Source organism: Rhodospirillales bacterium, assembly GCA_016699855.1.
Classification (GTDB): domain Bacteria; phylum Pseudomonadota; class Alphaproteobacteria; order Reyranellales; family Reyranellaceae.
This window is the reverse complement of record CP064988.1, coordinates 2,482,624-2,506,235: the sequence shown is the minus strand read 5'-3', so window position 1 is coordinate 2,506,235 and position 23,612 is coordinate 2,482,624. Positions and strand designations below refer to the sequence as shown.

General features: G+C 71.0%; 21 protein-coding genes and 1 pseudogene. 7 read left to right on the top strand and 15 right to left on the bottom strand.

What is annotated here, in order from left to right; genetic code table 11:
- Positions 1-39 precede the first annotated feature (39 nt).
- The gene (locus IPK81_11800) at positions 40-414 is read right to left on the bottom strand and encodes a hypothetical protein (GenBank protein QQS14770.1); all 375 of its coding nucleotides are present in this window, start codon (positions 412-414) and stop codon (positions 40-42) included.
- A 97-nt stretch (positions 415-511) separates the two neighbouring features.
- A complete protein-coding gene (locus IPK81_11795) occupies positions 512-1,288 on the bottom strand; it encodes a hypothetical protein (protein ID QQS14769.1) in 777 nt (258 codons plus the stop codon).
- Between the two features lie 162 nt (positions 1,289-1,450).
- Here IPK81_11795 and IPK81_11790 point away from each other — a divergent pair, with 162 nt between their 5' ends.
- Positions 1,451-1,693 (top strand): GlsB/YeaQ/YmgE family stress response membrane protein, encoded by a 243-nt coding sequence (locus tag IPK81_11790; protein ID QQS15071.1) that lies wholly within the window; start codon positions 1,451-1,453, stop codon positions 1,691-1,693.
- A gap of 11 nt (positions 1,694-1,704) precedes the next feature.
- Here the strand turns inward: IPK81_11790 and IPK81_11785 are convergent, their stop codons facing one another.
- The 11 genes from IPK81_11785 to trmB all read right to left on the bottom strand — a co-directional run bounded on the left by IPK81_11785 (position 1,705) and on the right by trmB (position 14,362).
- Positions 1,705-2,196: a hypothetical protein gene (locus IPK81_11785; GenBank protein ID QQS14768.1), complete on the bottom strand. Its 492-nt coding sequence runs from the start codon at positions 2,194-2,196 to the stop codon at positions 1,705-1,707.
- Between the two features lie 11 nt (positions 2,197-2,207).
- The gene (locus IPK81_11780; protein ID QQS14767.1) at positions 2,208-2,660 is read right to left on the bottom strand and encodes a cyclic nucleotide-binding domain-containing protein; all 453 of its coding nucleotides are present in this window, start codon (positions 2,658-2,660) and stop codon (positions 2,208-2,210) included.
- Between the two features lie 16 nt (positions 2,661-2,676).
- Complete coding sequence (locus IPK81_11775) at positions 2,677-5,385, bottom strand: ATP-binding cassette domain-containing protein (GenBank protein ID QQS14766.1); 2,709 nt, start codon at positions 5,383-5,385, stop codon at positions 2,677-2,679.
- Positions 5,386-5,459: 74 nt separating this feature from the next.
- Positions 5,460-6,359: a shikimate dehydrogenase gene (locus IPK81_11770; GenBank protein QQS14765.1), complete on the bottom strand. Its 900-nt coding sequence runs from the start codon at positions 6,357-6,359 to the stop codon at positions 5,460-5,462.
- 3 nt (positions 6,360-6,362) lie between these two features.
- Complete coding sequence (locus tag IPK81_11765) at positions 6,363-6,956, bottom strand: Maf family protein (protein ID QQS14764.1); 594 nt, start codon at positions 6,954-6,956, stop codon at positions 6,363-6,365.
- A 22-nt stretch (positions 6,957-6,978) separates the two neighbouring features.
- Entirely contained in the window at positions 6,979-7,413 is a 435-nt protein-coding gene (rbfA, locus tag IPK81_11760) for a 30S ribosome-binding factor RbfA (GenBank protein ID QQS14763.1), read from the bottom strand.
- A 60-nt stretch (positions 7,414-7,473) separates the two neighbouring features.
- Positions 7,474-10,605, bottom strand: coding sequence for a translation initiation factor IF-2 (infB, locus tag IPK81_11755; GenBank protein QQS14762.1), 3,132 nt, complete (start codon positions 10,603-10,605; stop codon positions 7,474-7,476).
- 49 nt (positions 10,606-10,654) lie between these two features.
- Positions 10,655-11,299, bottom strand: a complete 645-nt coding sequence (locus tag IPK81_11750) for a DUF448 domain-containing protein (GenBank protein ID QQS14761.1) — start codon at positions 11,297-11,299, stop codon at positions 10,655-10,657.
- A 22-nt stretch (positions 11,300-11,321) separates the two neighbouring features.
- Entirely contained in the window at positions 11,322-12,863 is a 1,542-nt protein-coding gene (gene nusA / locus IPK81_11745) for a transcription termination/antitermination protein NusA (GenBank protein QQS14760.1), read from the bottom strand.
- A 57-nt stretch (positions 12,864-12,920) separates the two neighbouring features.
- The gene (gene rimP / locus IPK81_11740; GenBank protein ID QQS14759.1) at positions 12,921-13,442 is read right to left on the bottom strand and encodes a ribosome maturation factor RimP; all 522 of its coding nucleotides are present in this window, start codon (positions 13,440-13,442) and stop codon (positions 12,921-12,923) included.
- Between the two features lie 191 nt (positions 13,443-13,633).
- Entirely contained in the window at positions 13,634-14,362 is a 729-nt protein-coding gene (gene trmB / locus IPK81_11735; protein ID QQS14758.1) for a tRNA (guanosine(46)-N7)-methyltransferase TrmB, read from the bottom strand.
- A 147-nt stretch (positions 14,363-14,509) separates the two neighbouring features.
- Between trmB and IPK81_11730 the strand changes: the two genes are divergently transcribed.
- Positions 14,510-15,034, top strand: coding sequence for a hypothetical protein (locus IPK81_11730; GenBank protein QQS14757.1), 525 nt, complete (start codon positions 14,510-14,512; stop codon positions 15,032-15,034).
- A 176-nt stretch (positions 15,035-15,210) separates the two neighbouring features.
- A pseudogene (locus tag IPK81_11725) lies at positions 15,211-15,601 on the top strand (zf-TFIIB domain-containing protein).
- Positions 15,602-15,642: 41 nt separating this feature from the next.
- Here the strand turns inward: IPK81_11725 and IPK81_11720 are convergent.
- A complete protein-coding gene (locus tag IPK81_11720; GenBank protein QQS14756.1) occupies positions 15,643-16,335 on the bottom strand; it encodes a hypothetical protein in 693 nt (230 codons plus the stop codon).
- Between the two features lie 257 nt (positions 16,336-16,592).
- On the opposite strand from IPK81_11720, the gene IPK81_11715 reads away from it, so the two are divergent.
- Positions 16,593-17,582 (top strand): WYL domain-containing protein, encoded by a 990-nt coding sequence (locus IPK81_11715; protein ID QQS14755.1) that lies wholly within the window; start codon positions 16,593-16,595, stop codon positions 17,580-17,582.
- 1,165 nt (positions 17,583-18,747) lie between these two features.
- Here IPK81_11715 and purH read toward each other — a convergent pair.
- Positions 18,748-20,361 (bottom strand): bifunctional phosphoribosylaminoimidazolecarboxamide formyltransferase/IMP cyclohydrolase, encoded by a 1,614-nt coding sequence (gene purH / locus IPK81_11710; protein QQS14754.1) that lies wholly within the window; start codon positions 20,359-20,361, stop codon positions 18,748-18,750.
- A gap of 228 nt (positions 20,362-20,589) precedes the next feature.
- Between purH and IPK81_11705 the strand changes: the two genes are divergently transcribed.
- From IPK81_11705 to IPK81_11695, 3 genes are all read left to right on the top strand, one after another.
- Positions 20,590-21,591, top strand: a complete 1,002-nt coding sequence (locus tag IPK81_11705; protein ID QQS14753.1) for a tripartite tricarboxylate transporter substrate binding protein — start codon at positions 20,590-20,592, stop codon at positions 21,589-21,591.
- 133 nt (positions 21,592-21,724) lie between these two features.
- Positions 21,725-23,014 carry an SDR family oxidoreductase gene (locus IPK81_11700; protein ID QQS14752.1) on the top strand — a complete coding sequence of 430 codons (1,290 nt, stop codon included), beginning with the start codon at positions 21,725-21,727 and terminating at the stop codon, positions 23,012-23,014.
- A 70-nt stretch (positions 23,015-23,084) separates the two neighbouring features.
- Entirely contained in the window at positions 23,085-23,564 is a 480-nt protein-coding gene (locus tag IPK81_11695) for a DUF2269 domain-containing protein (GenBank protein ID QQS14751.1), read from the top strand.
- The last annotated feature ends 48 nt before the right edge of the window (positions 23,565-23,612 follow it).

Genomic DNA, 23,612 nt, shown 5'->3' with positions numbered 1-23,612 from the left:
AACCAGCCTAAGGGCGGATTCCGGCGGAACGGCGGCGGATCAGGCTCGGGGAGGTGGCGATTCGATGGTTCGGTGGGTCGCGATGTAGCTGGCTATCACCGCGAAAGGCAGAGCCGCTGGTCTCGCTCGCGGTGTGACGTCGATCACCGCCGGGAGGATGATGTTCGGCGCGCAGCACTGGCAGCAATCGGCGGGTGACGCCGTCCCGCTGCCGTCGGAAGTCGGAGGAGCCCCGTCATCCGGCATGGCGAAATTGATCTGGTCGACGGGCGATGGAGCGGTCTGATGAGCATGGGTTGCATGCGCCGCCAGCGAAACCACCATAGCCATCGTCACGAACGCACCGATGAAGCGGCGCAACGTCGAACGCGCGCGCCGCAGCGCCCAAGGACCAAACAAGCTGCCACCGAACATGCGGCGCACAGAGCCTCACGGGCCGAAGGTTGTCAAGGTCGTTGCCGGTGGCGTTACCGTATACGCGCGTGGGGTCGGAGCCGCCGCGCGCCGGCGCCTACACCGATGTCGGCGGTCCCAGCAGCGCGCCGTCGAGCGGGTCGGGATGGCGGCTCAGCACGCGGTAGCTGTAGGACAACGACGCCGCGAGCACCGCGCCGCCCACGAGCTGGATGATGGCGAACACCGGCGCCGCCACGACGCCGACCACGCGCGGCGAGCCGCCGGCGTACAGCAGACCGGCCACCACCGCGATGATGAGCAGGCTGACGACGAAGGTCGGCAGCGCCGTCAGCACGCCGGTCGCGACCAGCCGCCAGCGGTTGCCCTCGCCGTAGGCCCAGATGGTCTTCCAGCCGGCGGGGTGGTCGGCGGCGATGGCGGGGAACACCAGGCCGAGCGAGGCCACGGCCGGCGCCACGATCATCAGCCCGGCGGCGCCGAACGCGACCAGACCCTGCGTTCCGCCGATCGCCAGTCCGATCATCGCGAGCGCGATGACGAGGAGCACCGCCAGGAACGCGATGCCGAACGAGTTCCACAGGAACTTCCACGCGCGCGACGTCCAGTTCAGCGGACGCGCGGCGTCGGCGTCGCCGAGGCCGAACAGGAACACCCGGTGCCAGGCCAGCAGCACCATGATCATCATGATGTTGACGGCGAAGTTGAGCGCCTTCGAGAACGACTCGTTGCCGACCAGCGCGTCGACCACGCCGACCGCGGTCAGCAGGAAGAACGGCACGCGGCCGATCGCCATCAGGTCGCGGCCGTGGCCGAACACGCGGCGGTAGGCGGAACCCACGACATCGAACACGGGAAGGACGGCGTTGGGCACGACGAGGTCTCCGTTTGGCGCGGCGCGTCCGCGACGATACCACGCCCCGCCGGCCGCCGCCCGCGGGCGGGCGGGCGCCGCGCCGTCGCTCTTGCGTCCGGCGCGGCGCCGGGCATTGTGGCGGTCGACATCCACGTGGATCGGGAGCGCGGCATGGACCTCATGGGAATCCTCGGCATGGTCGCGATCGGCTTCGTGGTCGGGCTGATCGCCAAGTTCGTCATGCCGGGCAGGGATCCGTCCGGATTCTTCGCGACCATCGCCATCGGCATCGTCGGCTCGGTGGTCGCGACGTTCGGCGGCCAGGCGCTGGGCCTCTACAAGGTCGGCCAGACGGCCGGCTTCCTCGGCTCGGTGGTCGGCGCCGTGGTCCTGCTGCTGCTGATCCGCATGGTGCGGCGGTAGGCCTGACGCCGTCAGGCCGCCGCGCGGTAGATGAAGTAGCGGTCGGCCGGCACGCCCTCGGGCTCCGGCAGGCGCGTCCAGCGCGCCACCGTCAGCGGCTGGTTGGCGACCACGTAGCCGCCCGGCGCCAGCAGCGAATCCAGCGCCGGCCCCAGCCACGCGCCGAGCGCGGCGTTGGCGGCGCGGTCGCCGGTGCCGAGATCGCTGTGGATCAGCGCCGCCGTCGGTCCCAGCGCCGCGCGCGCCCGCGGCAGCGATTCGCGGATGTCGCCGAGGAACAGCCGGTCCGGCGCCGGCACGCAGTCGGGATGGGCCCGCACCTCGCGCTCGAACACGTGGATGTCGCGGCCGGGCAGGATCTCGCGCAGATGGTCGTAGGTGCGGCCGTTGCCGAGGCCGACCTCGAGGACCGGGCCGGGGATGTCGCGCACCCTGGGCGCGATCCAGTTCAGGCAGTCGCGCTGCGCCCGCATGCGGCGGATGAAGCTGTCGAGCCGGCTCACGCGGGCGGCGCCTAGGCGGCCTTGGCCGAGACCGCGCGCAGCTTCTGGTTGGTGTCCTCCAGCCGGTGCGCCAGCTCGCGCATCATCTCCACCGCCATGGTCGGGAACTCGGTCACCATGCGGAAGAACGTCTCCTTGGTGATCTTCAGCGTCGTCAGCCGGTCGTGCGCCACCACGGTGGCGGTGCGCGGCACGTCGCACAGGATCGCGATCTCGCCGACGAAACCGTTCTTCTTCAGCTCGGCGACCTTGATCTGGCCGCCGGACGAATCGATCAGCACGTCGGCCGAGCCGCCCAGGATCACGTACATGGCGTCGCCCATGTCGCCCTGGTGGCACAGCTCCTGCCCGGGATCGAAGGTCAGCCTCTCGCTGGTGAAGGCCAGCAGCTTGAGCTTCGCGGGCTCGACCTTGGCGAACAGCGGGACGGCCCTCAGCAGCTCGACTTCCTCGTTGATGCTCATCGTCGTCCTCCTCCGCTCAGCCCGCGCCGAGAAGCTCGGCGTAGGCCTTGTCGTCCGCCAGCTCGGCCGCCGTCCCGCGCGCCACGATCCGGCCGCCGGCCATCACCACGGCGTTGTCGAAGCGGTCGGCCAGCGCCGCCCGGCTCAGCGCGCACACCACGCCGCCGGCGCTGGCCGCGAGGACCGCCTCGAGCACGCGCTGCTGCGTGGCGCCGTCGAACACCGCCGTCGCCTCGTTCAGCACCAGCAGATCCGGCCGCTTGACCAGCGCCCGCGCCAGCCCGGCCTTCTGCCGCTGGACCACCGACAGCCGCTTGCCGGCGACGCCGACATTGTAGTCGAGACCGACCTCGACGACAGCGCCGCGCAGACCCAGCCCCTCCAGCACCTCGGCGATCAGCTTGCCGACCCGTTGCGGGCCCTGCGCCTGGCCGTAGACGACGCGCCCGAACAGGATGTTGTCCTGCAGCGTGGCGGCGCCGTTGTAGCGGGCTTCGTCGTAGAGCTCGATGGCGCCGGCGAGGTCGGCGGGCAGCGTGTCGGCGAAGGCGCGGCGCGCCGCCAGAAGGCGCTCCTCCATCGCGTCGTCGATCAGGCCGAGGCGGTGGCGGGCCTCGATGTAGCGGAACGGCAGGGCGGCGAAGCGGGCGCGGTCGGCGGCGTCGAGGTCGGCGACGCCGCGGCCGGCCAGACGGCTGAGCAGCGTGCGGAACACCGGCAGATCCTCGGCCGCGATGAAGCTGAACTGCTCGAAGAACGGGTTGCCCGGCGGCAGGTCGGCGAACAGCTCGACCATGGTCTCGGCGATCTTCACGCCCATCGCCGTCAGCGGCGCCTCCAGCCCCTCGCGGCGCAGCACCTCGCGCATGTAGGGATCGGCGCCGATGTTGTCGGGATCGAAGGTCCTGCCCACCGGCGTGCCGAACAGCAGGTTCTCGGCCACCGACATGTTGCGGTTGTAGCGGTCGCGGTCGAACGGCTCGACCAGCGCCGCGAAGCCCGGCGCCTCCAGCCGCGCGTGCAGCTCGGCGCGCGCCTTGAGGATCGCCTCGACCACGGCCGGCCGCGTCGCCGGGTCGATCGTGCCGCGCAGGCCGAACTGGTAGACGTCCTCCTCCAGCTCGACCACCCGCAAGGCTGCCGCCACGCGCGCGTCGATGTCGGCCGGGCCGGTGGCGCCCGCCGCGTCGTAGTCGATCCAGTCCGCCTGCGGATCGTCGATCGGGTTGCCGGCGCGGCGCGACTCCGCGACGAAGGCCGCGCGCGCCGCCGCCAGATCGTCGGCGTAGGTGATCGGCGCCGGCCGCCGCTTGAGGCCGTAGAGCAGGTTGTCGCGCACGCTGACCGGGAACAGGTAGACGTCCTGGCCGACGTAGCCGATGCGCGCGCCGGTGGTCGATTCCGGCAGCGTCCGCAGCGACGCGCCGCCGACGCGCACGTCGCCGGTGGTCGGCGCCGACAGCCGCGCGAGAAGCTGGGCGACCGTCTCCTTGCCGGACCCGCCGGCGCCCAGCAGCGCCACCTTGGCGCCGACCGGAAACGCCAGCGTGACGCCGTCCAGCGTCTTGGCGCCGCTCTCCTCGACCACCGACACGCCGGCCAGCTCGATCTCGCCGGTCAGCGGCGCCACCGGCCCGTCGGGGATCGCCTGAAGCTCGGCCGGCAGCATGCCCTCGGGCTCGAACTGCTCGACCACCTGCTCGTATTTCTGCTGGATGTCCTGGCGCTGCTGGTCCCAGTCGATCAGCTCCTTCACCGGCCCGGGCAGGTCCTTGTAGGCCAGCAGCACGCCGACCACGGCGCCGACCTGCATGTCGCCGAACAGCACCGAGTAGCCGCCGATCAGGTAGATCATGAACGGCGTCGTCTGGGCGAGCAGGTTGTTGAGGAACTTGGCGGTGAACTTGCGCTGGTAGAGCTCGAAGCGGATCGTGAAGATCTCGCCCAGCCGCTGCGCGATGTCGGCGCGCTCGTAGTTCGAGGTGGCGTTGGTGCGCACCTCGTGCACACCGTCGACCGTCTCGGCGATGCGGCCGGCGAGCTGGCGCGCCGTGATCTGGCGCCGCTTGCCCAGCGCCAGGATGCGCTTGCGCAAGCGCGGGATGATGAAGGCCTGCACCGCCAGCACCGAGATCACGATCAGGCCGAGCCAGAAGCTCTGCAGGATGATGAACAGCAGCGCGGTCAGCGCCTGGCCGCCGAGGAACGCCGGCTGGATGTAGGCGTCGCCGATGAAGCCGCCCAGCGGCTCGACCTCGTCCTTCACCATGCTGCTGAGCTCGGCCGCCTTGACCTTGCGGAAATGGGCGTTGGGAAACAGCAGGATGCGGTCGTACAGCGTGTAGCGCAGGCGGCGCAGCATGCGCTCGCCCATGCGGCCCTTCTGGGTGTTGATGGTCTTCTTGAACAGCCCGTTCACGGTGACCATGAACAGGAACAGCAGGCTCATCGCGACGAGGTACGGCCACTGCGACAGCGTCAGGCCATCGAACACGCGGATCCAGCCGCTCTCGGCGATGAACGACGGCACCGGCAGGTCGATGCGCAGGAACGGGACCTGGGCGGCGTTCCGGAACGCCTTGCCCTCGATGCCGTCGTTGACGATCGATTTGGGGATGTTGAGCGAGGCGAAATAGAACACCTGCGCCAGCACCACCAGCCCGAGGATGACGAGCTGCTCGCTCCGGCTATGCCGCCAGATGTACCGGAACAGGTTCTTTTCCATGCCTCGCGCCGCGGCTCCCCCCGAACCGCCGCCACCTTAGAGCGTTTTCCGGACCGGTGGAAACGCGGCGGGGCTCAGGCGCCGAGGTCGCCGGCGACGGCGCGACGCAGGGCCGGCGTCACGCCGGGCATCTCGACGCCGAACCATTTGCCGAAGCCCGGCCGGCCCTGGTGCAGCAGCATGTCGAGCCCGTCGACGACGGGGTTGCCGCGGGCGCGGGCGGCGCGCAGCAGGCCGGTCTCCAGCGGCACGTAGACGATGTCGTCGACCAGCGCCGCCTTCGGCAGCGCCGCGAGGTCGATGTCGAGCGGCGCCATCCCCGTCGTGCCCAGCGACGTGGTGTTGACCAGCAGCGCCGCGCCCGCCAGCGCCTGGTCGCGGCGATCCCAGCTCTCGACCGCGATCGTCCGGCCGTCGTCGGGCGTGAACGGCACCGCCAGGTCGATCGCCGTCTGGCGCGTGCGGTTGACGATGCGAACCTCCGGCGCGCCGGCCTCGATCAGCGCCGCCACCACGGCGCGGGCGGCGCCGCCGGCGCCGAGCACGACCGCCGGTCCCGCCTCCGGCCGCCAGTCCGGCGCGCCGGCGCGCAGCGCCGCCATGAAGCCGAACGCGTCCGTGTTGGAGCCCTCCAGCGTGCCGTCGGCCCGCTTCACCACCGTGTTCACCGCGCCGATGCGCGCCGCCGCCGGATCGACATGGTCGAGCAGGTCCAGGCTCTCGATCTTGTGCGGCATCGTCAGATTGCAGCCACGCGCCGCCGGCGTGCGGCGGATCATGTCGAACGTCGCCCGCAGCGCCGCGCCGCCCGGCTCGACCGCCAGCCGCCCGTAGTGGCCGCGCAGGCCGCGCTCCTTCAGCCAGAATCCGTGCAGCGCCGGCGAGCGCGAATGCGACACCGGCCAGCCGACGATGAAGGCGAACGGCCGTCCGGCGGCCTCGGCGAGGAGGGGAGCGAAATCGGGCGTCGCCATGGATCAGCTTTCGAGCGCGCCCTGGCCGCGCAGGAACGCGAGCAACGGCAGCAGGGGCAGGCCGAGGATCGTGAAGTAGTCGCCGTCGATGCTCTCGAACAGCTGCGCGCCCGGCCCCTCGAGCCGGTAGGCGCCGACCGACGTCGTTAGCGATCCGCCGCACGCCGCGACGTAGGCGTCGAGGAACGAGTCGGAGAAGTCCCGCATCGTCAGCCGCGCGCTCGACAGGTGGCGCCACACGACGGCGCCGTCGCGCGCCACGCAGATCGCCGCGCGCAGGGCGTGGGCGCGACCGCGCAGCGCCACCAGATGCGCGCGGGCCTGGTCGATGGTCTCGGGCTTGTCGAACAGCAGGCCGTCGCGGTCCAGCGTCTGGTCGCCGCCCACGACCCAGGCGCCGGGCCGGCGGCGCGAGACGTCGAGCGCCTTCAGCTCGGCCAGCCGCGCCGCCAGCGCCGCGGCGTCCACGGCGCCCATCGCGCGCTTCTCGGCGGCCTCGTCGACCTCCGGCGCCACGGGCTCGAACGCCACGCCGGCGCCGGACAGCAGGGCGCGGCGGCCCGCGCTGGTCGAGGCGAGGACGATGGGCGCGGTCATCGGGCGGACGGTTCCGCCGCCGTCAGGAATCGGCGTCTTCCGGCGCGGCGCCGGAATCGCGCGGCGGCGCCGTGGCGCGCAGCAGCGCGTCGATGCGCTGCGCGTGGTCGTAGCCCTTGTCGAGCTCGAAGCGCAGGTCGGGCGCGTGCCGCAGCTCGACCGCGCGCGCCAGCTGGGCGCGGAAATAGGGCGCCGCGCGGCGCATCGCGGCCAGCAGCCGCTCGCGGTCGGCGCCGCCCAGCGGCATCACGAAGGCGGTGGCGTTGCGCAGGTCGGGGCTGACGTCGACCTCGGTCACGGTGATCGAGGCGCCGCGCAGATCGGGGTCGCGCATGTCGCCGCGCTCGAACACCGCCGCCAGCGCGTGGCGCAGCTCCTCGCCGACGCGCAGCTGCCTGGGCGTGCGCGGCTTGCCGCCGATCTCGGTGGAGGATCTCGATGAGCGATGGCGGGACATTGACCCTGTCGGGACGGCGCCGGCCGGACCCGCCCCGGACGGCGCCGGGGCGGACACGGGCTACAGCGTCGCCCGGACCTCCTCGACGTCGAAGCATTCGATCACGTCGCCCTCGCGGATGTCCTCGTAGTTCTCGAACGCCATGCCGCACTCGAAACCGGAGTTCACCTCGCGCACCTCGTCCTTGAAGCGCTTGAGCGTCTTGAGCGTGCCCTCGTGGATGACGGTGTTGTCGCGCAGCAGGCGGACCTTGGCGCCGCGCTTGACCGTGCCCTCGGTGACGTAGCAGCCGCCGACGTTGCCCGTCTTGGTGATCTTGAACACCTGGCGGATCTCGGCGTTGCCGAGGAACGTCTCCTTGTAGATCGGATCGAGCATGCCGGTCATCAGGCCGCGCACGTCGTCGACGACGTTGTAGATGATCGAGTAGTAGCGGATCTCGACCTTGTCGCGCTTCGACAGCTCGCGCGCCTGCGGGTTGGCGCGGACGTTGAAGCCGATGATCAGCGCCTTGGACGCGCGCGCCAGCGTGACGTCGGACTCGTTGACGCCGCCGACGCCGGAGTAAAGCACGCGCACCGCGACCTTGTCGGTCGACAGCTTCTGCAGCGAGGCGGCGATCGCCTCGACCGAGCCCTGCACGTCGGCCTTGACGACCACCGGCAGCTCCTTGGCCGTGCCCTCGCGGATGCCCTTGAGCATGTCCTCGAGCGAGCCGCGGCCGCCGGCCGTCGCCGCCAGCTGCGCCTGGCGGTCGCGCCGGGCGCGGAAATCGGCGATCTCGCGGGCGCGGGCGTCGCTTTCGACGACGTGGAACCCGTCGCCGGCCTCGGGCGTGCCGTTGAGGCCGAGCACCTCGACCGGGAAGGCCGGGCCGGCGCTGTCGATGGCGGCGCCGCGGTCGTCGACCAGGCGGCGCACGCGTCCCCACACCGCGCCGGCGACGAACACGTCGCCCGGTCGCAGCGTGCCGCGCTGGACCAGGACGGTCGCGACCGAGCCGCGGCCGGGATCGAGCTTGGCCTCGACCACGGTGCCGTCGGCGGCGCGGTCGGGGTTGGACTTGAGGTCGAGGATCTCCGCCTGCAGCAGGATCGCCTCCTCGAGCTTGTCGAGGTTGGTCCGCTTGAGCGCCGAGACTTCGACGGACTGGACCTCGCCGCCGAACTCCTCGACCTGCACCTCGTGCTGAAGCAGCGCCTGGCGCACCTTGCCCGGGTCGGCCGCCGGCTTGTCGCACTTGTTGATGGCGACGATCATCGGCACCTTCGCCGCCTTGGCGTGGGCGATGGCCTCGATGGTCTGCGGCATGACGCCATCGTCCGCCGCGACGACCAGCACGACGATGTCCGTCACCTTGGCGCCGCGCGCACGCATGGCGGTGAACGCCTCGTGGCCCGGCGTGTCGAGGAAGGTGATCTTCTGGCCCGAGCCCAGCGTCACCTGGTAGGCGCCGATGTGCTGCGTGATGCCGCCGGCCTCGTGCGCGACCACGTCGGTCTCGCGCAGCGCGTCCAGCAGCGACGTCTTGCCGTGGTCGACGTGGCCCATGATCGTGACCACCGGCGGCCTGGGCGCGAGCGTCTCCGGCGCGTCGGTCTCGCCGCCCAGCGACGTCTCGACGTCGGCCTCCGACACGCGCTTGGCGGTGTGGCCCATCTCGGCCACGATCAGCTCGGCGGTGTCGGCGTCGATCACCTGGTTGATGGTGACCAGCTGCCCCATCTTCATGAGGATGCGGATCACGTCGGCGCCGCGCTCGCTCATGCGGCTGGCGAGCTCCTGCACCGTGATCGTCTCGGGGATCGTGACCTCGCGGTAGACCTTCTGGGCCGGCTCCGACGCCGAGCCCCAGACCTTGCGCTTGTCCTTCTCGTTGGCGCGCCGCAGCGCCGCCAGCGAGCGGCCGCGCACCGTGTCCTCGCCCGAGATCGCCGCGCCGACGTCGATCGTCTTGGCGCGCCGCTTGGGCTCCTCGCGCCGGCCGGGGCCGGTCATCTTCTTCGCCGGGGCGGCCGGCATGGGCCGCCGCAGGGCGGCGCCGGCGCCGGCGCCGGCCATGCCGCCGGGACGCGGCGCGCCCGGACGCGGCGGGGCGCCGCCGGCCGGCCGCGCCATCGGACCCGGACGGGCGCCGCGGTCGTCGTCGGCCTCGAGCAGGGCCTGGGCGCGCTGGGCGGCGGCCGTCGACACGCCGGCCTGCGCCTGGGCCTCGCGGATGCGCTTCTGGAGCTGGTCCTCAGCCTTGCGGCGGGCCTCCTCCTCGACGCGCTTGCGCGCGTCCTCCTCGGCGGTGCGGCGCTCGGACTCCTCGCGCTGCTTCGCCATCTTGGCGTCGTCCTCGGCGCGGCGGCGGGCGTCCTCGAGCGCCTTGGCGCGCCGGACCTCCTCGTCCTTCGCGGCGCCGACCAGGGCGCGGGCGCGCGCCTCCTTCTCCTCGTCGGTCAGCGTGCGCAGCACGACGCCGCGGCCGGTCGGGGCCGGGCGCGGTGGTGGCACGGGACGGGCGGGAGCCGCCGGCGCGGCGGGCGCGCCGCTACGCAGACCGGGGCGCAGACCGCCCGGGGGGGCGGCGGGCGCGCGGGCGGCCGGCGCTTGCGCCGGAGCGGGCGAGGTGCGGAGCGGCGGGCGCGCCGGCGCCGGCGCGGCGGGGGCCGCGACCGGCGCCGCCGTGGCGACGGGCGCCGCGGCGGGCTTCGGCGCCGGTGCGGTCGGCGCCGTCGGGGCCGGAGCCGCCTGGGCTGGAGCCGCCGGGGCCGGAGTTGCCGGGGCCGGAGCCACCGGAGCGGGGGCCGCCGGACTCACGGCCGCCGGGGCGGCGGGCTTTTCGGCGACGGGCGCCGGCGCCGGCGCGGCGACGGGAGCCGGCGCGGCCGCGGGTGCGGCGACAGGAGCGGGCTTGGGCGCGGGCGTCGGCGCGGGCGCCACCGCGGCGGGCGCGGGCGCCGCCGCCGGCTTCGCGGTCGCAGGCGCAGGCGCAGGCGCGGCCGCGACCGCGGGCTTCGCGGCGGCGGGCGGCGCCACCGGGGCGACGACGCGCTTCTTCTTGACCTCGACGGTCACGACGTTGGTCCGCCCGTGCGAGAACTTCTGGCGCACCAGCCCCGTCTCGACCTTCGGCTTCAGCTCCAGCCGGCCGGCGCCCGTCAGCGTCAGCGGCTTGGTCTGCTTGGTCTCGGTGCTCTCGGTCATGTTCCGCCGTTCTCCGATCCTCGGTACGCCACCAGCATTCGATCCGGACTTACGACGCCGACGCGGCGCGATAGGCCGCCCAGCGTTCGATCTCCCGTCTCACGCGCGCCGCCATCGCGCCGCGCATGATGCCCACATACGTCGCGTCGTCGCGGCCGAACACCCGTCCGAGCGTGTCCGCGTCGACGAAATCCAGCACCAGCGCGCCGCCGCGGCCCAGCTTGGCGCGGCCGTCGCTGTCGCGCGCGTCGGCGGCGCACACCGCCAGCCCGAGACGCCCGCCGGCGATCTTCTCCTCGACCTTGGCGAAGCCGCAGACCGCGTCGCCCGAGCGCCGCGCCAAGGCCAGCGCCTCGACCGCGCGGTCGCGCAGCAGACGCTCGACCCGCTCGACCAGCCCGTCGTCGACCGTCACGGTCCGGCGCGCCGCGCGCGTGAAGGCCCGCCTGGCCACCGCCTGCGCCAGCGCCGCCGCCGAGGCGACCACCCACATGCCGCGGCCCGGCAGCTTGCCGGCCAGATCGGGCACCACGGCGTCGTCCGGTCCAACGACGAAGCGGATCATCCGTTCCGGCGGCAGGATGGCGCCGGTGGCCACGCAGGTGCGCAGCGGGCCGCTGTCCGCGTCGGCGTCGCCGCCCGCGTCCATCGCCGCGTCGCGTTCCCGCTCCGCCATCGCCGTCACCGCCACCATCGTCGTCGTCCGCCCCGTCCGCTCAGCCCGCGGCTTCCGCCGCCGGCGCCTCGGCGTCGCCGCCGAACCAGTGCGCGCGCGCCGCCATGATCACGGCGTTGGCCGCGTCGGCGTCGAGCTCGTCCTCGCCCACGATCTCGCGCAGCTCGTCGCCGGCCAGATCGCCCAGATCGTCGAGCGTCTTCACGCCCTTGTCGCCCAGCCGGACCAGCATGCCGCGGGTCAGGCCCTCGATCGCGGCGACCTCGTCGGTCACGCCCAGCTCCAGGCGCTTCTTCTCGAACTCCGCGTCGCGCGTCTCGACGAAGGTCGCGGCGCGGCGCTGCAGCTCGCCGGCCAGGTCGGCGTCGAAGCCCTCGATCGCCGCCAGCTCGTCGACCGCGACGTAGGCGACCTCCTCGATGCGGCCGAAGCCCTCCGCCACCAGCAGATGGGCGATGACCTCGTCGACGTCCAGCGCCGCGCGGAACGCCTCGACGCGCTCCTGCGTCTCCTTCTGGCGCCGCTCCGACTCCTCGCTCTCCGGCACGATGTCGATGTCCCAGCCGGTCAGGATCGCGGCCAGGCGCACGTTCTGGCCCTTGCGGCCGATCGCCAGCGATAGCTGGTCGTCCGGCACCACGACCTCGATGGAGCCCTTCTCCTCGTCGAGCAGCACCTTGGCGACCTCGGCCGGCGCCAGCGCGTTGACCACGAAGTTCGCGGTGTCCGGCGACCACGGGATGATGTCGACCTTCTCGCCCTGCAGCTCCTGCACCACGGCCTGGACGCGGCTGCCGCGCATGCCGACGCAGGCGCCGATCGGGTCGATGCTGGGGTCGTGGCTGACGACGGCGATCTTGGCGCGGCTGCCGGGATCGCGCGCCACGCGCTTGATCTCGATGATGTTGTCGTAGATCTCCGGCACCTCCTGCTTGAACAGCAGGGCCATGAACTGCGGATGGGTGCGCGACAGGAAGATCTGCGGGCCGCGGGGCTCCTCGCGCACGTCGTAGATGTAGGCGCGCACGCGGTCGCTGGGCCGCAGCGCCTCGCGCGGGATCGACTCGTCGCGGCGGATGATGGCCTCGGCGCGGCCGCCGAGATCGACGATGACGTTGCCGAAATCGACCCGCTTGACCGTGCCCGACACGACCTCGCCGACCCGGTCCTTGAACTCCTCGTGCTGCCGCTTGCGCTCGGCCTCGCGCATGCGCTGGGTCAGCACCTGCTTGGCGGTCTGCGTGCTGATGCGGCCGAAATCGACCGGCGGCAGCTCGTCGGTGAGAAAGTCGCCGACCTGGGCGTCGGGGTTGCGCCGCTGCGCCTCGACCATGCCGATCTGCGTGCTCTCGTTCTCGACCGCGTCGACCACCTGCATGAAGCGCAGCAGCTTGATCTCGCCCGACTTGCGGTCGATCTCGGCGCGGATGTCGTGCTCCAGGCCGTACTTGGCGCGCGCCGCCTTCTGCAGCGCCAGCTCCATCGCCTCGAGCACCTGCTCGCGGTCGAGGCCCTTGTCGCGCGCCGTGATGTCGGCCGCCGTCAGCATCTCCTGGCGCGGGATGTCGGCTGTGGTCGCCATGGGGGGATCGCTCCGTGCTTCCTGGCTTGTGGATCGGACCGCGTGCGCGGACTTGGTCTAGTGGGCGGCCGCGGCGGCGGCCGCCGCGGCCTCGGATTTCGCGCTCTCGGCGATCAGCGCGTCGGTCAGGACCAGCTTGGCGCGCGCCACCAGCGCCAGCGGCAGACGGGCCTCCGAGGAGTCCTCCATCCGCAGCCGGGCGGCGTCGCCGTCCAGACCCAGCACCACGCCCTTGAACCGCTTGCGCCCGTCGACCGGATCGCTCAGCTCGACGCGGGCCAGGTGGCCCGCCCAGCGCTCCCAGTCCTTGGGCCGCACCAGCGGCCGGTCGATGCCCGGCGAGCTGACCTCCAGCGTGTAGGCCTCGGCGATCGGATCCTCGACGTCGAGCAGGGCCGAGACGGTGCGCGACACGCGCTCGCAATCCTCGACCGTCATGCCGGCGCCGTCGCGGCGCTCGGCCATGATCTGCAGGCGCCCGTCGCGGCCCGGGCTCATCAGCACGCGCACGATCTCGTATCCCAGACCCTCGATGGCCGGTCCCACGATCTCCGTCACGCGCCGCTCGATTTCGTTCAAACCCGTCCGCTCCGCGTCGTTCGTCGTCCCGCCGGGCCCGTTTCCGGGGCCGAAATCCGGAAAACGACAAGAGCGGGCTTTTGGCCCGCTCTTTGTTTTTAGGTCCGGCTTACGGGACCAGTCTATGTTGCCGGCGGTATAAGCGTCGACCGCCCGCGAGTCCAGCGGATTCCGGCCCCCGGAACGCGTCGTCAGCGCCGCCGGAGCCGCAAAAACACGGGTTTCCGGCCCGCCAGCATCTTGCGTTCGTAGCGGGTCGGCGGCCAGTCCGCCGGCCGGCCGCGCCAATCCGCCGGCGCCTCGGCCAGCCATTCGAAGGCGGGATGCCCGACGGCGTGCTCGACCATCCACGGCAGGTAGCTGGGATCGTCGGTTGCGCAACGCAACTCAGCTCCCGGAACCAGCAGCGTCGCCAGCCGGTCGAGGTTTTCCCGGCAGACGAACCGCCGCTTGTGGTGCCGGACCTTCGGCCACGGGTCGGGGAACAGCACGTAGGCGGCCACCAGGCTGGCCGGCGGCAGCGCCGCCATCACGAAGCGGGCGTCGTCGTCGAACACCCGGATATTGCCCAGCCCTTCGGCCTCGACCTGCGCGAGACACTTGGCGACGCCGTTGACGTAGGGCTCGCAGCCGATGAAGCCGATCTCCGGGTTGCGCGCGGCCTGCCACACCAGATGCTCGCCCGAGCCGAACCCGACCTCCAGCGCGTAGCCGCCGGGCATGTCGCGCCCGAAGGCGGCGGCGAGGTCGAGCGGCGCGTGCTCGGCCGGGTCGAGGCTGTGGCGCACGTCCAGCCGCAGCCGCGGCAGCGCGTCCACCAGCAGCGCCTGCTGGTGCGCGCGCAGCTTCTTGCCCTGGCGCCGGCCGTACAGCGTGCGGCGGCGCGGCGCGTCGGCGTCGCTGTCGGGGGCGGAGGTCATGACGGCGGCGGGCATACGCGCGCGGCGGCGCGGGGGCAAGCGGATGCGGTCGCCTGCGGTTGTCCGTCGGCGGCCGCCGCGATACCCTCATGACGGGTATGGCGCCCGTCGATACCCGTCCCGTTCGGATGGCCTCCGGAGTCCGCCATGCCTTCGTTACGCGTGTTCGTCGCCGCGTCGTTCGTCTGTCTCCTGTCGACGTTTCCCGCGGTCGCGCAGCAATGGGTCGAGCACCGTTCGAGCACCAGCCATTTCCGCGCCGAGTTCCCGGGGCCGCCCGAGATCGAGACGATCGACATCCCGACGCCGCGGGGCAACGCGGTCTACCGCGCCGCGACCACGCTCACCGACAACCATATCTACAAGGTCGTCCATATGACGCCGCCGCCCGGCGCGCCGCCGGAGTCTCCCGAGAGCTTGATGCGACGCCATCGCGACGGCGCGGCGTCGATGTTCAATGGCAAGGTCCTGTTCGAACGGGACGTGCGCGCGGAACCGGGCGCGCTGCGGAAGATCCTCGCGGTGACGGCGCCGCCCTCGAAGGTCGCGATTTTCTGGGTGACCATCCGTGACCAGGACGCCTATTTCACGATCTATCTATGCCCGCCGGACGAGATGGAGGCGCCCGAAGGCCAGCGATTCATGGCGTCGTTCAGGCTGCTGCCGCGCTGATCGCGCGCGCCGCGGCCCTCTTGCGCGCGCCGCCGCCGGGACCATATCGACGGCTTGGACCGGGCCCCTCTGGCGATCCACCGGGATCGCGATGTCGGACCACCACGAGCGCGCCCGGCCGCTCGTCCGACGACGCGACGGACGAGGGCGGGCCGCTCCCGGAGAGGAGATGGCTGATGCCCCTGCTGATGTGCCCCAACGACAACGCCGCGATGCAGACCGTCCAGCGCGCGGGCGTCGAGTTCGACATGTGCCCGACCTGCCGCGGCGTGGCTCGACCGCGGCGAACTCGAGAAGATGATGGCGATGTCGCGCGACGAGGCCGCCGCCGAGGCGACCGCCGCCACGCCGCCGCCGCCGGCGATGCAACCGCCGCCCCCGCCGCCGCGCGACGACCGCTACGCCCGCCGCGACGATGACGACGACCGGCGCCGCTACGATCGCGACGATGACCGCCGCGACGATGACCGCCGCCGGTATGATAGTCGCGGCTACGACAGCCGCGGTTACGACGACGACCGTTACCGCAAGAAGAAGCGCTTCGACCTGTTCGACATCTTCGACTGACGGGCGGCGGAGCGGTGGGCGGGCCGTCGCCGTATCGCCGACTAGACGGCGGCACCGCCCCAACGCAGCCTCTGTAGCGCACGATGGCGGCGTTCCGCCGCGCGCGGCATGCCGTTCCCGATGTCGAGATTGCCGCGCATCGTCTCCGCGAATTCCGCGATGTCGATGGCCGATGGCGCCGCTTCTGACGACGCCTGCTCGTCGGCCAGTCGCGATATGCGCCCGCGCAACGATCGCGCCGAGCGGGCGGTACGCAGGCGGTCGACCACGAAGCGCGTGTCGGGATCGCCTCGCCGTTTGGCCACGCGCTCGGTCCACGTCAGCAGGCGTTCGGCGCCGCGCGGCTCGTCGTCGACCGCGGCGACGATCGGCACGGTCAGCAGTTTCCACGGCAAATCCATGACGTTGCGGAGCCACTGAGGCTGGATGTCGATCTCGTCGCGGACGATGTCGGCGGAGCGCGGATCGTCGAGCAGGCTCGTCATCCGCCGGTAGTCCGCTTCCGGCAGGATTTCGCGCGGCAGATGCCGTAGAAACCGTTCGAGGTCCGGTAGGTCCGGGAGGTCGAACGCTTTGAGCACGTCGCGCACCGGCGCGCCAACGCTGGCGGCGACCTGCGCCGTCCTGTCTCGATGCCAGTCCCGCGACATGGCGAACGCCAGAAGGTGGAGCTCCGGCCAATCCAGCTCAAGCAGCCGCGGCGCCAGCGACGGGTCGGCGCGCGCGAGATCCAAGGCGCGGTGCGCCATCCAGCCCAGCGGCCATAGCAACGCGCCGATCGGAACCTCCGGCGGGTCGTCATCGACCGCGGCGCTAGTCACGGGCTCTCCGAGGAAGCTGATCATGATCGTTCGTCTCCCTGATGCGCTAGGTCTCCCCGGATCATAGGGTGGGCATGCGTCAAAAGAGGACGTAGCTTGGCGGTCCTCCCGTCGCCCGCGCCGGAACGGCGCGGTATCCGACGCGCAAGCATCGAACCTTGGAACGACCCATGCCCAATCCGCGCTACGGCCCTGCCGGTCGGCTTCTGAGGCTCTTTCGGGAGCTGCAGTCCAGCCATGTTGGACTGTCGATTCCCGAACTGGAGGAACGGCTCGGCGTCAAACGCCGGTCGGTCGAGCGGCTGCTCGCGGCGCTTCGCGGCTACGACGATCTCGAACTTGTCGGCGAGAGCGACAGCGACGGGTCGAAGGTCTGGCGCATCTTAGCCGTCCGGACGCCGTTCGCGCTGGACGTGACAGTGGACGAGCTGGCCGCTCTGCGTGTGGCGACACGCCAGCTCGACCAATCGTCGACCCGGATCCATGCCGACGCGCTCCGCGGCCTCGCGGTCAAGCTGGCCGCCGCCCACGGCGCGCGCCGCGCGACCGTGGAGAACGACGCGTTGAGCCTCGCGGCGGCGGAGGGCTTGGTCGTCCGGCCCGGGCCGCGCGAGACCGTCGATCCGGAAATTCTGACCGGCCTGCGCCACGCCATCCTCGCCACGCGCAAGGTCAAGCTCCGCTACCGCTATCGCGCGACCGGCAAGACCGGCGACGTGGTCGTGCGGCCCTATGGCTTCCAGCACGGCACGCGGGCGTATCTGATCGCCCACAGCGAGAACGAGCGCGCGGACGACGTCCGCCGCTTCGCGCTCGCCAATATCCAGGCGGTGACCACGCTCGACGCGGGCTTCAAGAAGCCGCGCGGCTGGTCGCTGGAGAAGTTCGCGAACCAGTCGTTCGGGACCTACGTCGAGAAGCCGGTCGATGTCGAATGGCGCTTCTCACCCCAGGTCGCCGACGAGGCGAATCAGTGGATATTCCATCCAACGCAGAAGATGACCCGCCGCCGCGACGGCAGCCTCGTCGTCCGCTTCCGCGCCGGGGGGCTGCGAGAGATGGCGTGGCATCTGGTGACGTGGGGGGATGAGGTAACGGTGGTGCGGCCGATACGGTTGAAAGATCACCTGTTTCGGATGTCGTCGCGTAAGCTCTCATGAGAATGTGGCTAGTCCATGCCATTCATCTGATACCTTAGAATATTCGTTCCTATCTGCTACCGCTGACAAGAAAGACGAGAATGCACAACGACCTCCGCTGGTTGCAGAAGATACGATTGCCAGAGCAATCTGGAAAAAACAGGAGGACTCCAATGCGTATCAACGAACGGCTGTTTAGAGAACATTTTCTCAAACAGTCATCGCAGGAAAAAATAGCTACGCTTCGCGAGCGGTACGGCCACAAGCATGTCCGCGATCCACTTCAGCTCGTTGGAATCTCATCGGATGGTTGCAGCATAGCTTTTGGCTCGAAGAAGCGACCAAACGGGGAACGCGTGGCGCATGCGGTTCCGTACCAGAAACTTCAAGCACTCTCCGACGCAAGGCGTAAGCACAATCCCGATCACATCAGCGTCAAGAGATGGGGAAGCCGCGTACTTAAGCTAAGAGGCCTTAGTCCATCATACAAAAATGTGACGTACGCTTACGCACTATTACTTGAGTTGATGGACAGGTGCGCTGGGCGGAAAGGAGGCAAGACCGAGCATACAACAAAGTCAACACGCCAACGCCGAACTACGAATGGAAGGCGGCAGACTTCAAACTCGAAAGGCGGTCCAACCGGAGATGCATCAGACGAGGCTTACGTCAAATATATCAAGGCGCAACGTCTTGATATCTCGGCAACCCACTCCGACCTCCACAAGAGATTCATTGGGTTTTGCATATCGGCGAAATTGTGCAGGGAGCAATCCCCGGACGAAATTGCGGCTAATCGCAAAGGGCTTGTCAATGCACGCGGCGTAGACGCAGTCTTCTTCGAGGCATCCACGGGTGTGGCCGCGTTCTGCGAGTTCAAGACCTGCCATGTCGGAGAGACCCGATACGCAGTGCGTGAAGGTGTCGGCCAATTGCTTGAGTATGCCTTTGTGGAATCGAGAAGCAGATCGAAAATGAGGCGTAGAAAGCTCCTGCTTGTATTGGAGCGACGACCCGAACATCAATGGGAGAGAGACTGGCTAGCTGATGTTCGCATCGAATGCTGGTGGCCGAGTGGTGACTTCCGGGCGCGTGTAGCATCGGGAGCAAGAATCAAATTCCACCGGACATCGGCGCCGCTGAATTGTGCATGATCGGTGGTTTGTAGGGCGGCGCGCCCTCACCCTCAATGCCTGAAGTGCCGCATCCCCGTGAACACCATCGCCAGGCCCTTCGCGTCGGCGGCGTCAATGACCTCCTGGTCGCGCATCGAGCCGCCCGGCTGGATGATCGCCGTCGCGCCCGCCTCGGCGGCGGCGAGCAATCCGTCGGCGAAGGGAAAGAACGCGTCCGACGCCACCACGCTGCCGACGGCGGGGCTGATCTTGAGACCCGCGGCCTCGCCCGATTCGGCGGCGCGGATGGCGGCGATGCGCGAGGAGTCGCGGCGGTTCATCTGGCCGGCGCCGACGCCGACCGTGGCGCCGTCCTTGGCGTAGACGATGGCGTTGCTCTTCACGTGCTTGCACACCGTGAACGCGAACAGCAGATCGTCCAGCTCCTTCGCCGTCGGCGCGCGCTTGGTGACGACCTTCAGGTCCGCCTTGGCGACGTGGCCATTGTCCCGCGTCTGGAACAGATAGCCGCCGGCCACGCTCTTCAGCGTCATCCCCGTGGTGGTCGGATCGGGTAGCGTGCCGGCCAGCAGCACCCGCACGTTCTTGCGCTTGGCGAGGATCTCCAGCGCCTCCGGCGTCGCGTCCGGCGCGATCACCACCTCGAGGAACAGCTTGGCGAGATCCTCGGCGGTGCGCGCCTCCAGCGTCGTGTTCACCGCCACGATGCCGCCGAAGATCGACACCGGATCGCAGGCGTAGGCCTTCAGATACGCGTCGTACTGGTTCTTCGCGACCGCGACGCCGCAGGGATTGGCGTGCTTGATGACGACGACCGCCGGCTCCTTGAACTCCGCCACGCACTCGTAGGCCGCCTCGGTGTCGCCGATGTTGTTGTACGAGAGCTCCTTGCCCTGGACCACGCGCGCGGTGGCGACGCCGGGCCGGCCGCTTCCGTCGCTGTAGAACGCCGCCTTCTGGTGCGGGTTCTCGCCGTAGCGCAGCGTCTGCACCCGCGTCGCCGCCATCGTCAGCCGCTCGGGGAAGCTCTCGCCCTCCTGCTTGGCGAACCAGTTGGCGATCGCCGAATCGTAGGACGCGGTGCGCGCGTAGGCCGTCGCCGCCAGCTTGCGGCGCAGCGCCAAGGTGGTGGCGCCCGCGTTCGCCTCCATCTCGGCGCGCACGGCGGCGTAGTCGGCGGGGTCGACCACCACGGCGGTGAAGTCGTGGTTCTTGGCGGCGGCGCGGATCAGCGCCGGTCCCCCGATGTCGATGTTTTCGACGCAGGTCGCGAAATCGGCGCCGCGCGCCACCGTGGCCTCGAACGGATAGAGGTTCACGACGACCAGGTCGATCGGCGCGATGCTGTGGTCGGCCATCGCCTTGGCGTGGCCGGGATCGGTGCGCCGCGCCAGGATGCCGCCGTGGATCGAGGGCTGCAGCGTCTTGACGCGCCCGTCCATGATCTCGGGGAAGCCGGTGTGGTCGGACACCTCCACCACCTTCACCCCGGCGTCGCGCAGCGCCTTGGCCGAACCGCCGGTCGACAGGATCTCGACGCCGGACGACGCGAGGAACTTCCCGAAATCGATCAGCCCGTCCTTGTCCGAGACGGAGATCAGCGCGCGGGCGATCCTGGCGCGGTCGGGGGTGGGCGAGGGCGAGGCCTGGGCGGGGGCGGACATCGGCGGGAATCCCTGGTCGGCGGGGGTGGCGTGGCGCGCGCTCTATAGCAAACGCCGCGCCGGATGGGATGCGACCGATTGTGGATGACCGGTGCGGGCCGCGGGGTCGATCGCCCGCATTCCGTCCCTCTCCGCCGCTGCCCGGCTGAGAGGGATTCCGACCTGGCGTTTTCGTGGAGTTCGAACTCGGCTAGGCTCTCCCCAACGAAACGAATCAGGGAGGACGACATGACGATCCGGAGACTGGGACGCCGCGATCTGGGGCGGGGCGCGTTGACCATCGCGGGGCTGGCGGGTGCCGGTACGCTGGCCGCGCCCCACATCGTCCGCGCGCAGGGCGACTATCCGAACAAACCCGTGCGCGTGGTCGTGCCCTATCCCGCCGGCGGCGGCACCGACATCGCGGCCCGGCTGGTGACGCCGCGGCTGGCCGAGCGCTGGAAGCAGAGCGTGGTGGTCGACAACAAGGGCGGCGCCAGCGGTATCCTCGGCAGCGACATCGTCGCCAAGGCGGCGCCCGACGGCTACACGCTGCTGGTGATGACCAGCGCCCACGTCATCAACCCCTACACCACCAAGCAGCTGCCCTACGACACCGAGAAGGACTTCACGCCGATCACGCCGCTGGTGCTGGGCGCGCTGACGCTGGTGGGCTCGCCCAAGGCGGGCATGGACTCCTACGCCAAGTTCGCCGAGCGCGCCCGCGCCGAGCCCGGCAAGGTGCAGTGGGGCAGCACCGAGAACACCACCCGCATGACCGGCGAGCTGTTCCGCGTGAAGAGCGGCTTGAAGATCGAGAACGTCGCCTACAAGGGTGCCGCGCCGATGCTGCAGGAGCTGGCCGGCGGCCACATCCCGGCCGGCTTCACCAGCCCGCTGACCGCCATGTCGCACCACCGCGCCGGCACGCTGCGCATGCTGGCGGTGACCAGCGACAAGCGGCTCGAGGCGCTGCCCGACGTGCCGACCATGGGCGAGGTCGGCGTGCCCGACCTGGCGCGGCCGGCGTGGTTCGCGATGTTCGGGCCCAAGGGCATGCCGCCGGCGCTGGTGGCGCGGATCCACGCCGAGGTCGCCGCCGTGCTGGCCGAGCCGGAGACCAAGGCGAAGATCGCGGCGCTGGCCAGCGTCCCCGGCGGCGAGACGCCCGACGTGTTCGCCGCGCGCGTCAAGGACGAGCTCAAGGTCTGGGGCGAGACCGCCAAGCTCGCCGGCATCACGCCGGAGTGACGGCGGCGTGGGGCGCCGCTGCGTCCTTTTCCCTCTCCCCCGCAAGCGGGCGGAGAGGGAGAGAGCTCCGCGGCATAAGCGTTTCTTCGCCCTCCTGGGCGGCGCCTGAATCCCGGATGAGGCCACCACCCGCATGCGCGTCCTGCTGACCGGCGCCAACGGCTTCATCGGCGGCTACCTGACGTCGGGCCTGCGGGCGCGCGGCCACGAGGTCGTGGCCGCCGTGCGCGATCCCGACGCGGCGCGGCGGCGCTGGCCCGGCATCGCCGCGGTCGCGGTCGATCTCAACCGCGACACCTCGCCGGAAGCGTGGACGCCGCGGCTGCCGGGCATCGACGCCGTCGTGAACTGCGCCGGCGTGCTGCATGGCGGCCGCGGCCAGGACATGGACGCGATCCACGCCGCCGCGCCGGTCGCGCTGTTCGACGCCTGCGCCGCCGCCGGCGTGCGCAAGGTGGTGCAGATCAGCGCCATCAGCGCCGACGCCGACACGCCCTACGCCACGAGCAAGCGCCGCGCCGACGACCATCTGCGGTCGCTGCCGCTGGACTGGACCGTGTTGCGGCCGTCGCTCGTCCACGGCGCCACCAGCTTCGGCGGCACCACGACCCTGCGCGGGCTGGCGGCCGCGCCGCTCGCGGTCCCCGTGCCGGGCGACGGCTCGGCCGCGTTCCGGCCCATCCACGTCGAGGACCTGGTCGAGACGGTGGCGCGCGTGCTGGAACGCGACGCCTTCGCGCGGCGCACGCTGGAGCCGGTCGGGCCGGAGCGTCTCACGTTGCGCGGCATCCTCGCGCTGCTGCGCGGCTGGCTCGGCCTGCCGCCGGCGCCGTTCCTGCCGGTGCCGCTGCCGCTGATGCGCGCGGTGTCGCGCGTCGTCGATCTGTTCGGCGGCGGGCCGATGGGCAGCGCGTCGTTGAAGCAGCTCCTCGCCGGCAACGCCGGCCGAGAGCCCGACGGCGCCTTCGCCACCGCCATCGGCTTCGCGCCGCGCGCCATGGCCGACGCGCTGGCGGCGGCGCCCGCCGGCACGCAGGATTTGTGGCACGCGCGGCTCTATCTGCTGCGCCCCGTCCTGCGCGCCAGCCTCGCGCTGCTCTGGATCCTGTCGGGCGTGCTCGGCTGGTTCGCGCCGGCGGAATCCTGGCGCGAGCTGGCCGACGCGCTGGCCCGCCACGGCGTGCCCGGCGCGGCGCTGGCGTCGGCGTTCTGCGTCGTCGACGTGGTCCTCGGCCTGCTGGTGCTGTTCCGCTGGCGGCCGCCTGTCGTGGCGCTGATCCAGATCGCCATCGTCGTCGGCTACACCGTCACGCTCACGGTCCTGCTGCCGGGCTTGTGGCTGCATCCCTTCGGGCCATTGTTGAAGAACCTGCCCATCCTCGCCGCCATCGCCGTCTGGGCCGCGCTGGAGCGCGAGCGATGAGCGGGGTGGCGCGACGCCGTATGCGATCGCCCTGCCCACAACGCGGGAGCGAGCCCGAGGAGAGCGCAGGATGATCTCCGATCCGTACACGCTGCTGGAATGGTCGCACATCCTGTCGAGCACGATCCTGTTCGGCACCGGCATCGGCACGGCGTTCCAGATGTGGATGGCGCACCGGCAGGGCGACGCGCGCGTGATCGCCGGCGTCGCCGCCAACGTGGTGCGCGCGGACTGGTTGTTCACGACGCCCAGCGGCGTGTTCCAGCCGGCCAGCGGGCTGGCGATGGTGTGGATCGCCGGCCACGATCCGTGGGCGTCGTGGCTGGTCGCCACCTACGCGCTCTACGCGCTGGCCTTCGCGTGCTGGGCGCCGGTCGTGGTCCTGCAGATCCGCGCCCGCGATCTCGCCGCCGCCGCGGCGGCCGCGTCGGCGCCGCTGCCGCCGGAATACCACCACGTCATGCGCCGCTGGTTCGCGCTGGGCTGGCCGGCCTTCCTCGCGCTGGTCGTCGTCTACTGGCTGATGGTCGCCAAGCCGATCCTGTGGTGACGCGGCAGCGGGGACGCGGCGGGGCTGTCGCATGGCCTGAGCAGCGGG

What these genes read in the sequence shown, in the direction of transcription:
- IPK81_11715 (QQS14755.1), top strand. Translation starts at nt 16,593, where the DNA reads ATGCCCAATCCGCGCTACGGCCCTGCCGGTCGGCTTCTGAGGCTCTTT.
- IPK81_11705 (QQS14753.1), top strand. Translation starts at nt 20,590, where the DNA reads ATGACGATCCGGAGACTGGGACGCCGCGATCTGGGGCGGGGCGCGTTG.
- rbfA (QQS14763.1), bottom strand. Translation starts at nt 7,413, where the DNA reads ATGTCCCGCCATCGCTCATCGAGATCCTCCACCGAGATCGGCGGCAAG.
- trmB (QQS14758.1), bottom strand. Translation starts at nt 14,362, where the DNA reads ATGACCTCCGCCCCCGACAGCGACGCCGACGCGCCGCGCCGCCGCACG.
- IPK81_11775 (QQS14766.1), bottom strand. Translation starts at nt 5,385, where the DNA reads ATGGAAAAGAACCTGTTCCGGTACATCTGGCGGCATAGCCGGAGCGAG.
- IPK81_11700 (QQS14752.1), top strand. Translation starts at nt 21,725, where the DNA reads ATGCGCGTCCTGCTGACCGGCGCCAACGGCTTCATCGGCGGCTACCTG.
- infB (QQS14762.1), bottom strand. Translation starts at nt 10,605, where the DNA reads ATGACCGAGAGCACCGAGACCAAGCAGACCAAGCCGCTGACGCTGACG.
- IPK81_11790 (QQS15071.1), top strand. Translation starts at nt 1,451, where the DNA reads ATGGGAATCCTCGGCATGGTCGCGATCGGCTTCGTGGTCGGGCTGATC.
- IPK81_11780 (QQS14767.1), bottom strand. Translation starts at nt 2,660, where the DNA reads ATGAGCATCAACGAGGAAGTCGAGCTGCTGAGGGCCGTCCCGCTGTTC.
- IPK81_11765 (QQS14764.1), bottom strand. Translation starts at nt 6,956, where the DNA reads ATGACCGCGCCCATCGTCCTCGCCTCGACCAGCGCGGGCCGCCGCGCC.
- purH (QQS14754.1), bottom strand. Translation starts at nt 20,361, where the DNA reads ATGTCCGCCCCCGCCCAGGCCTCGCCCTCGCCCACCCCCGACCGCGCC.
- IPK81_11800 (QQS14770.1), bottom strand. Translation starts at nt 414, where the DNA reads ATGTTCGGTGGCAGCTTGTTTGGTCCTTGGGCGCTGCGGCGCGCGCGT.
- IPK81_11730 (QQS14757.1), top strand. Translation starts at nt 14,510, where the DNA reads ATGCCTTCGTTACGCGTGTTCGTCGCCGCGTCGTTCGTCTGTCTCCTG.
- IPK81_11695 (QQS14751.1), top strand. Translation starts at nt 23,085, where the DNA reads ATGATCTCCGATCCGTACACGCTGCTGGAATGGTCGCACATCCTGTCG.
- nusA (QQS14760.1), bottom strand. Translation starts at nt 12,863, where the DNA reads ATGGCGACCACAGCCGACATCCCGCGCCAGGAGATGCTGACGGCGGCC.
- IPK81_11770 (QQS14765.1), bottom strand. Translation starts at nt 6,359, where the DNA reads ATGGCGACGCCCGATTTCGCTCCCCTCCTCGCCGAGGCCGCCGGACGG.
- IPK81_11750 (QQS14761.1), bottom strand. Translation starts at nt 11,299, where the DNA reads ATGGTGGCGGTGACGGCGATGGCGGAGCGGGAACGCGACGCGGCGATG.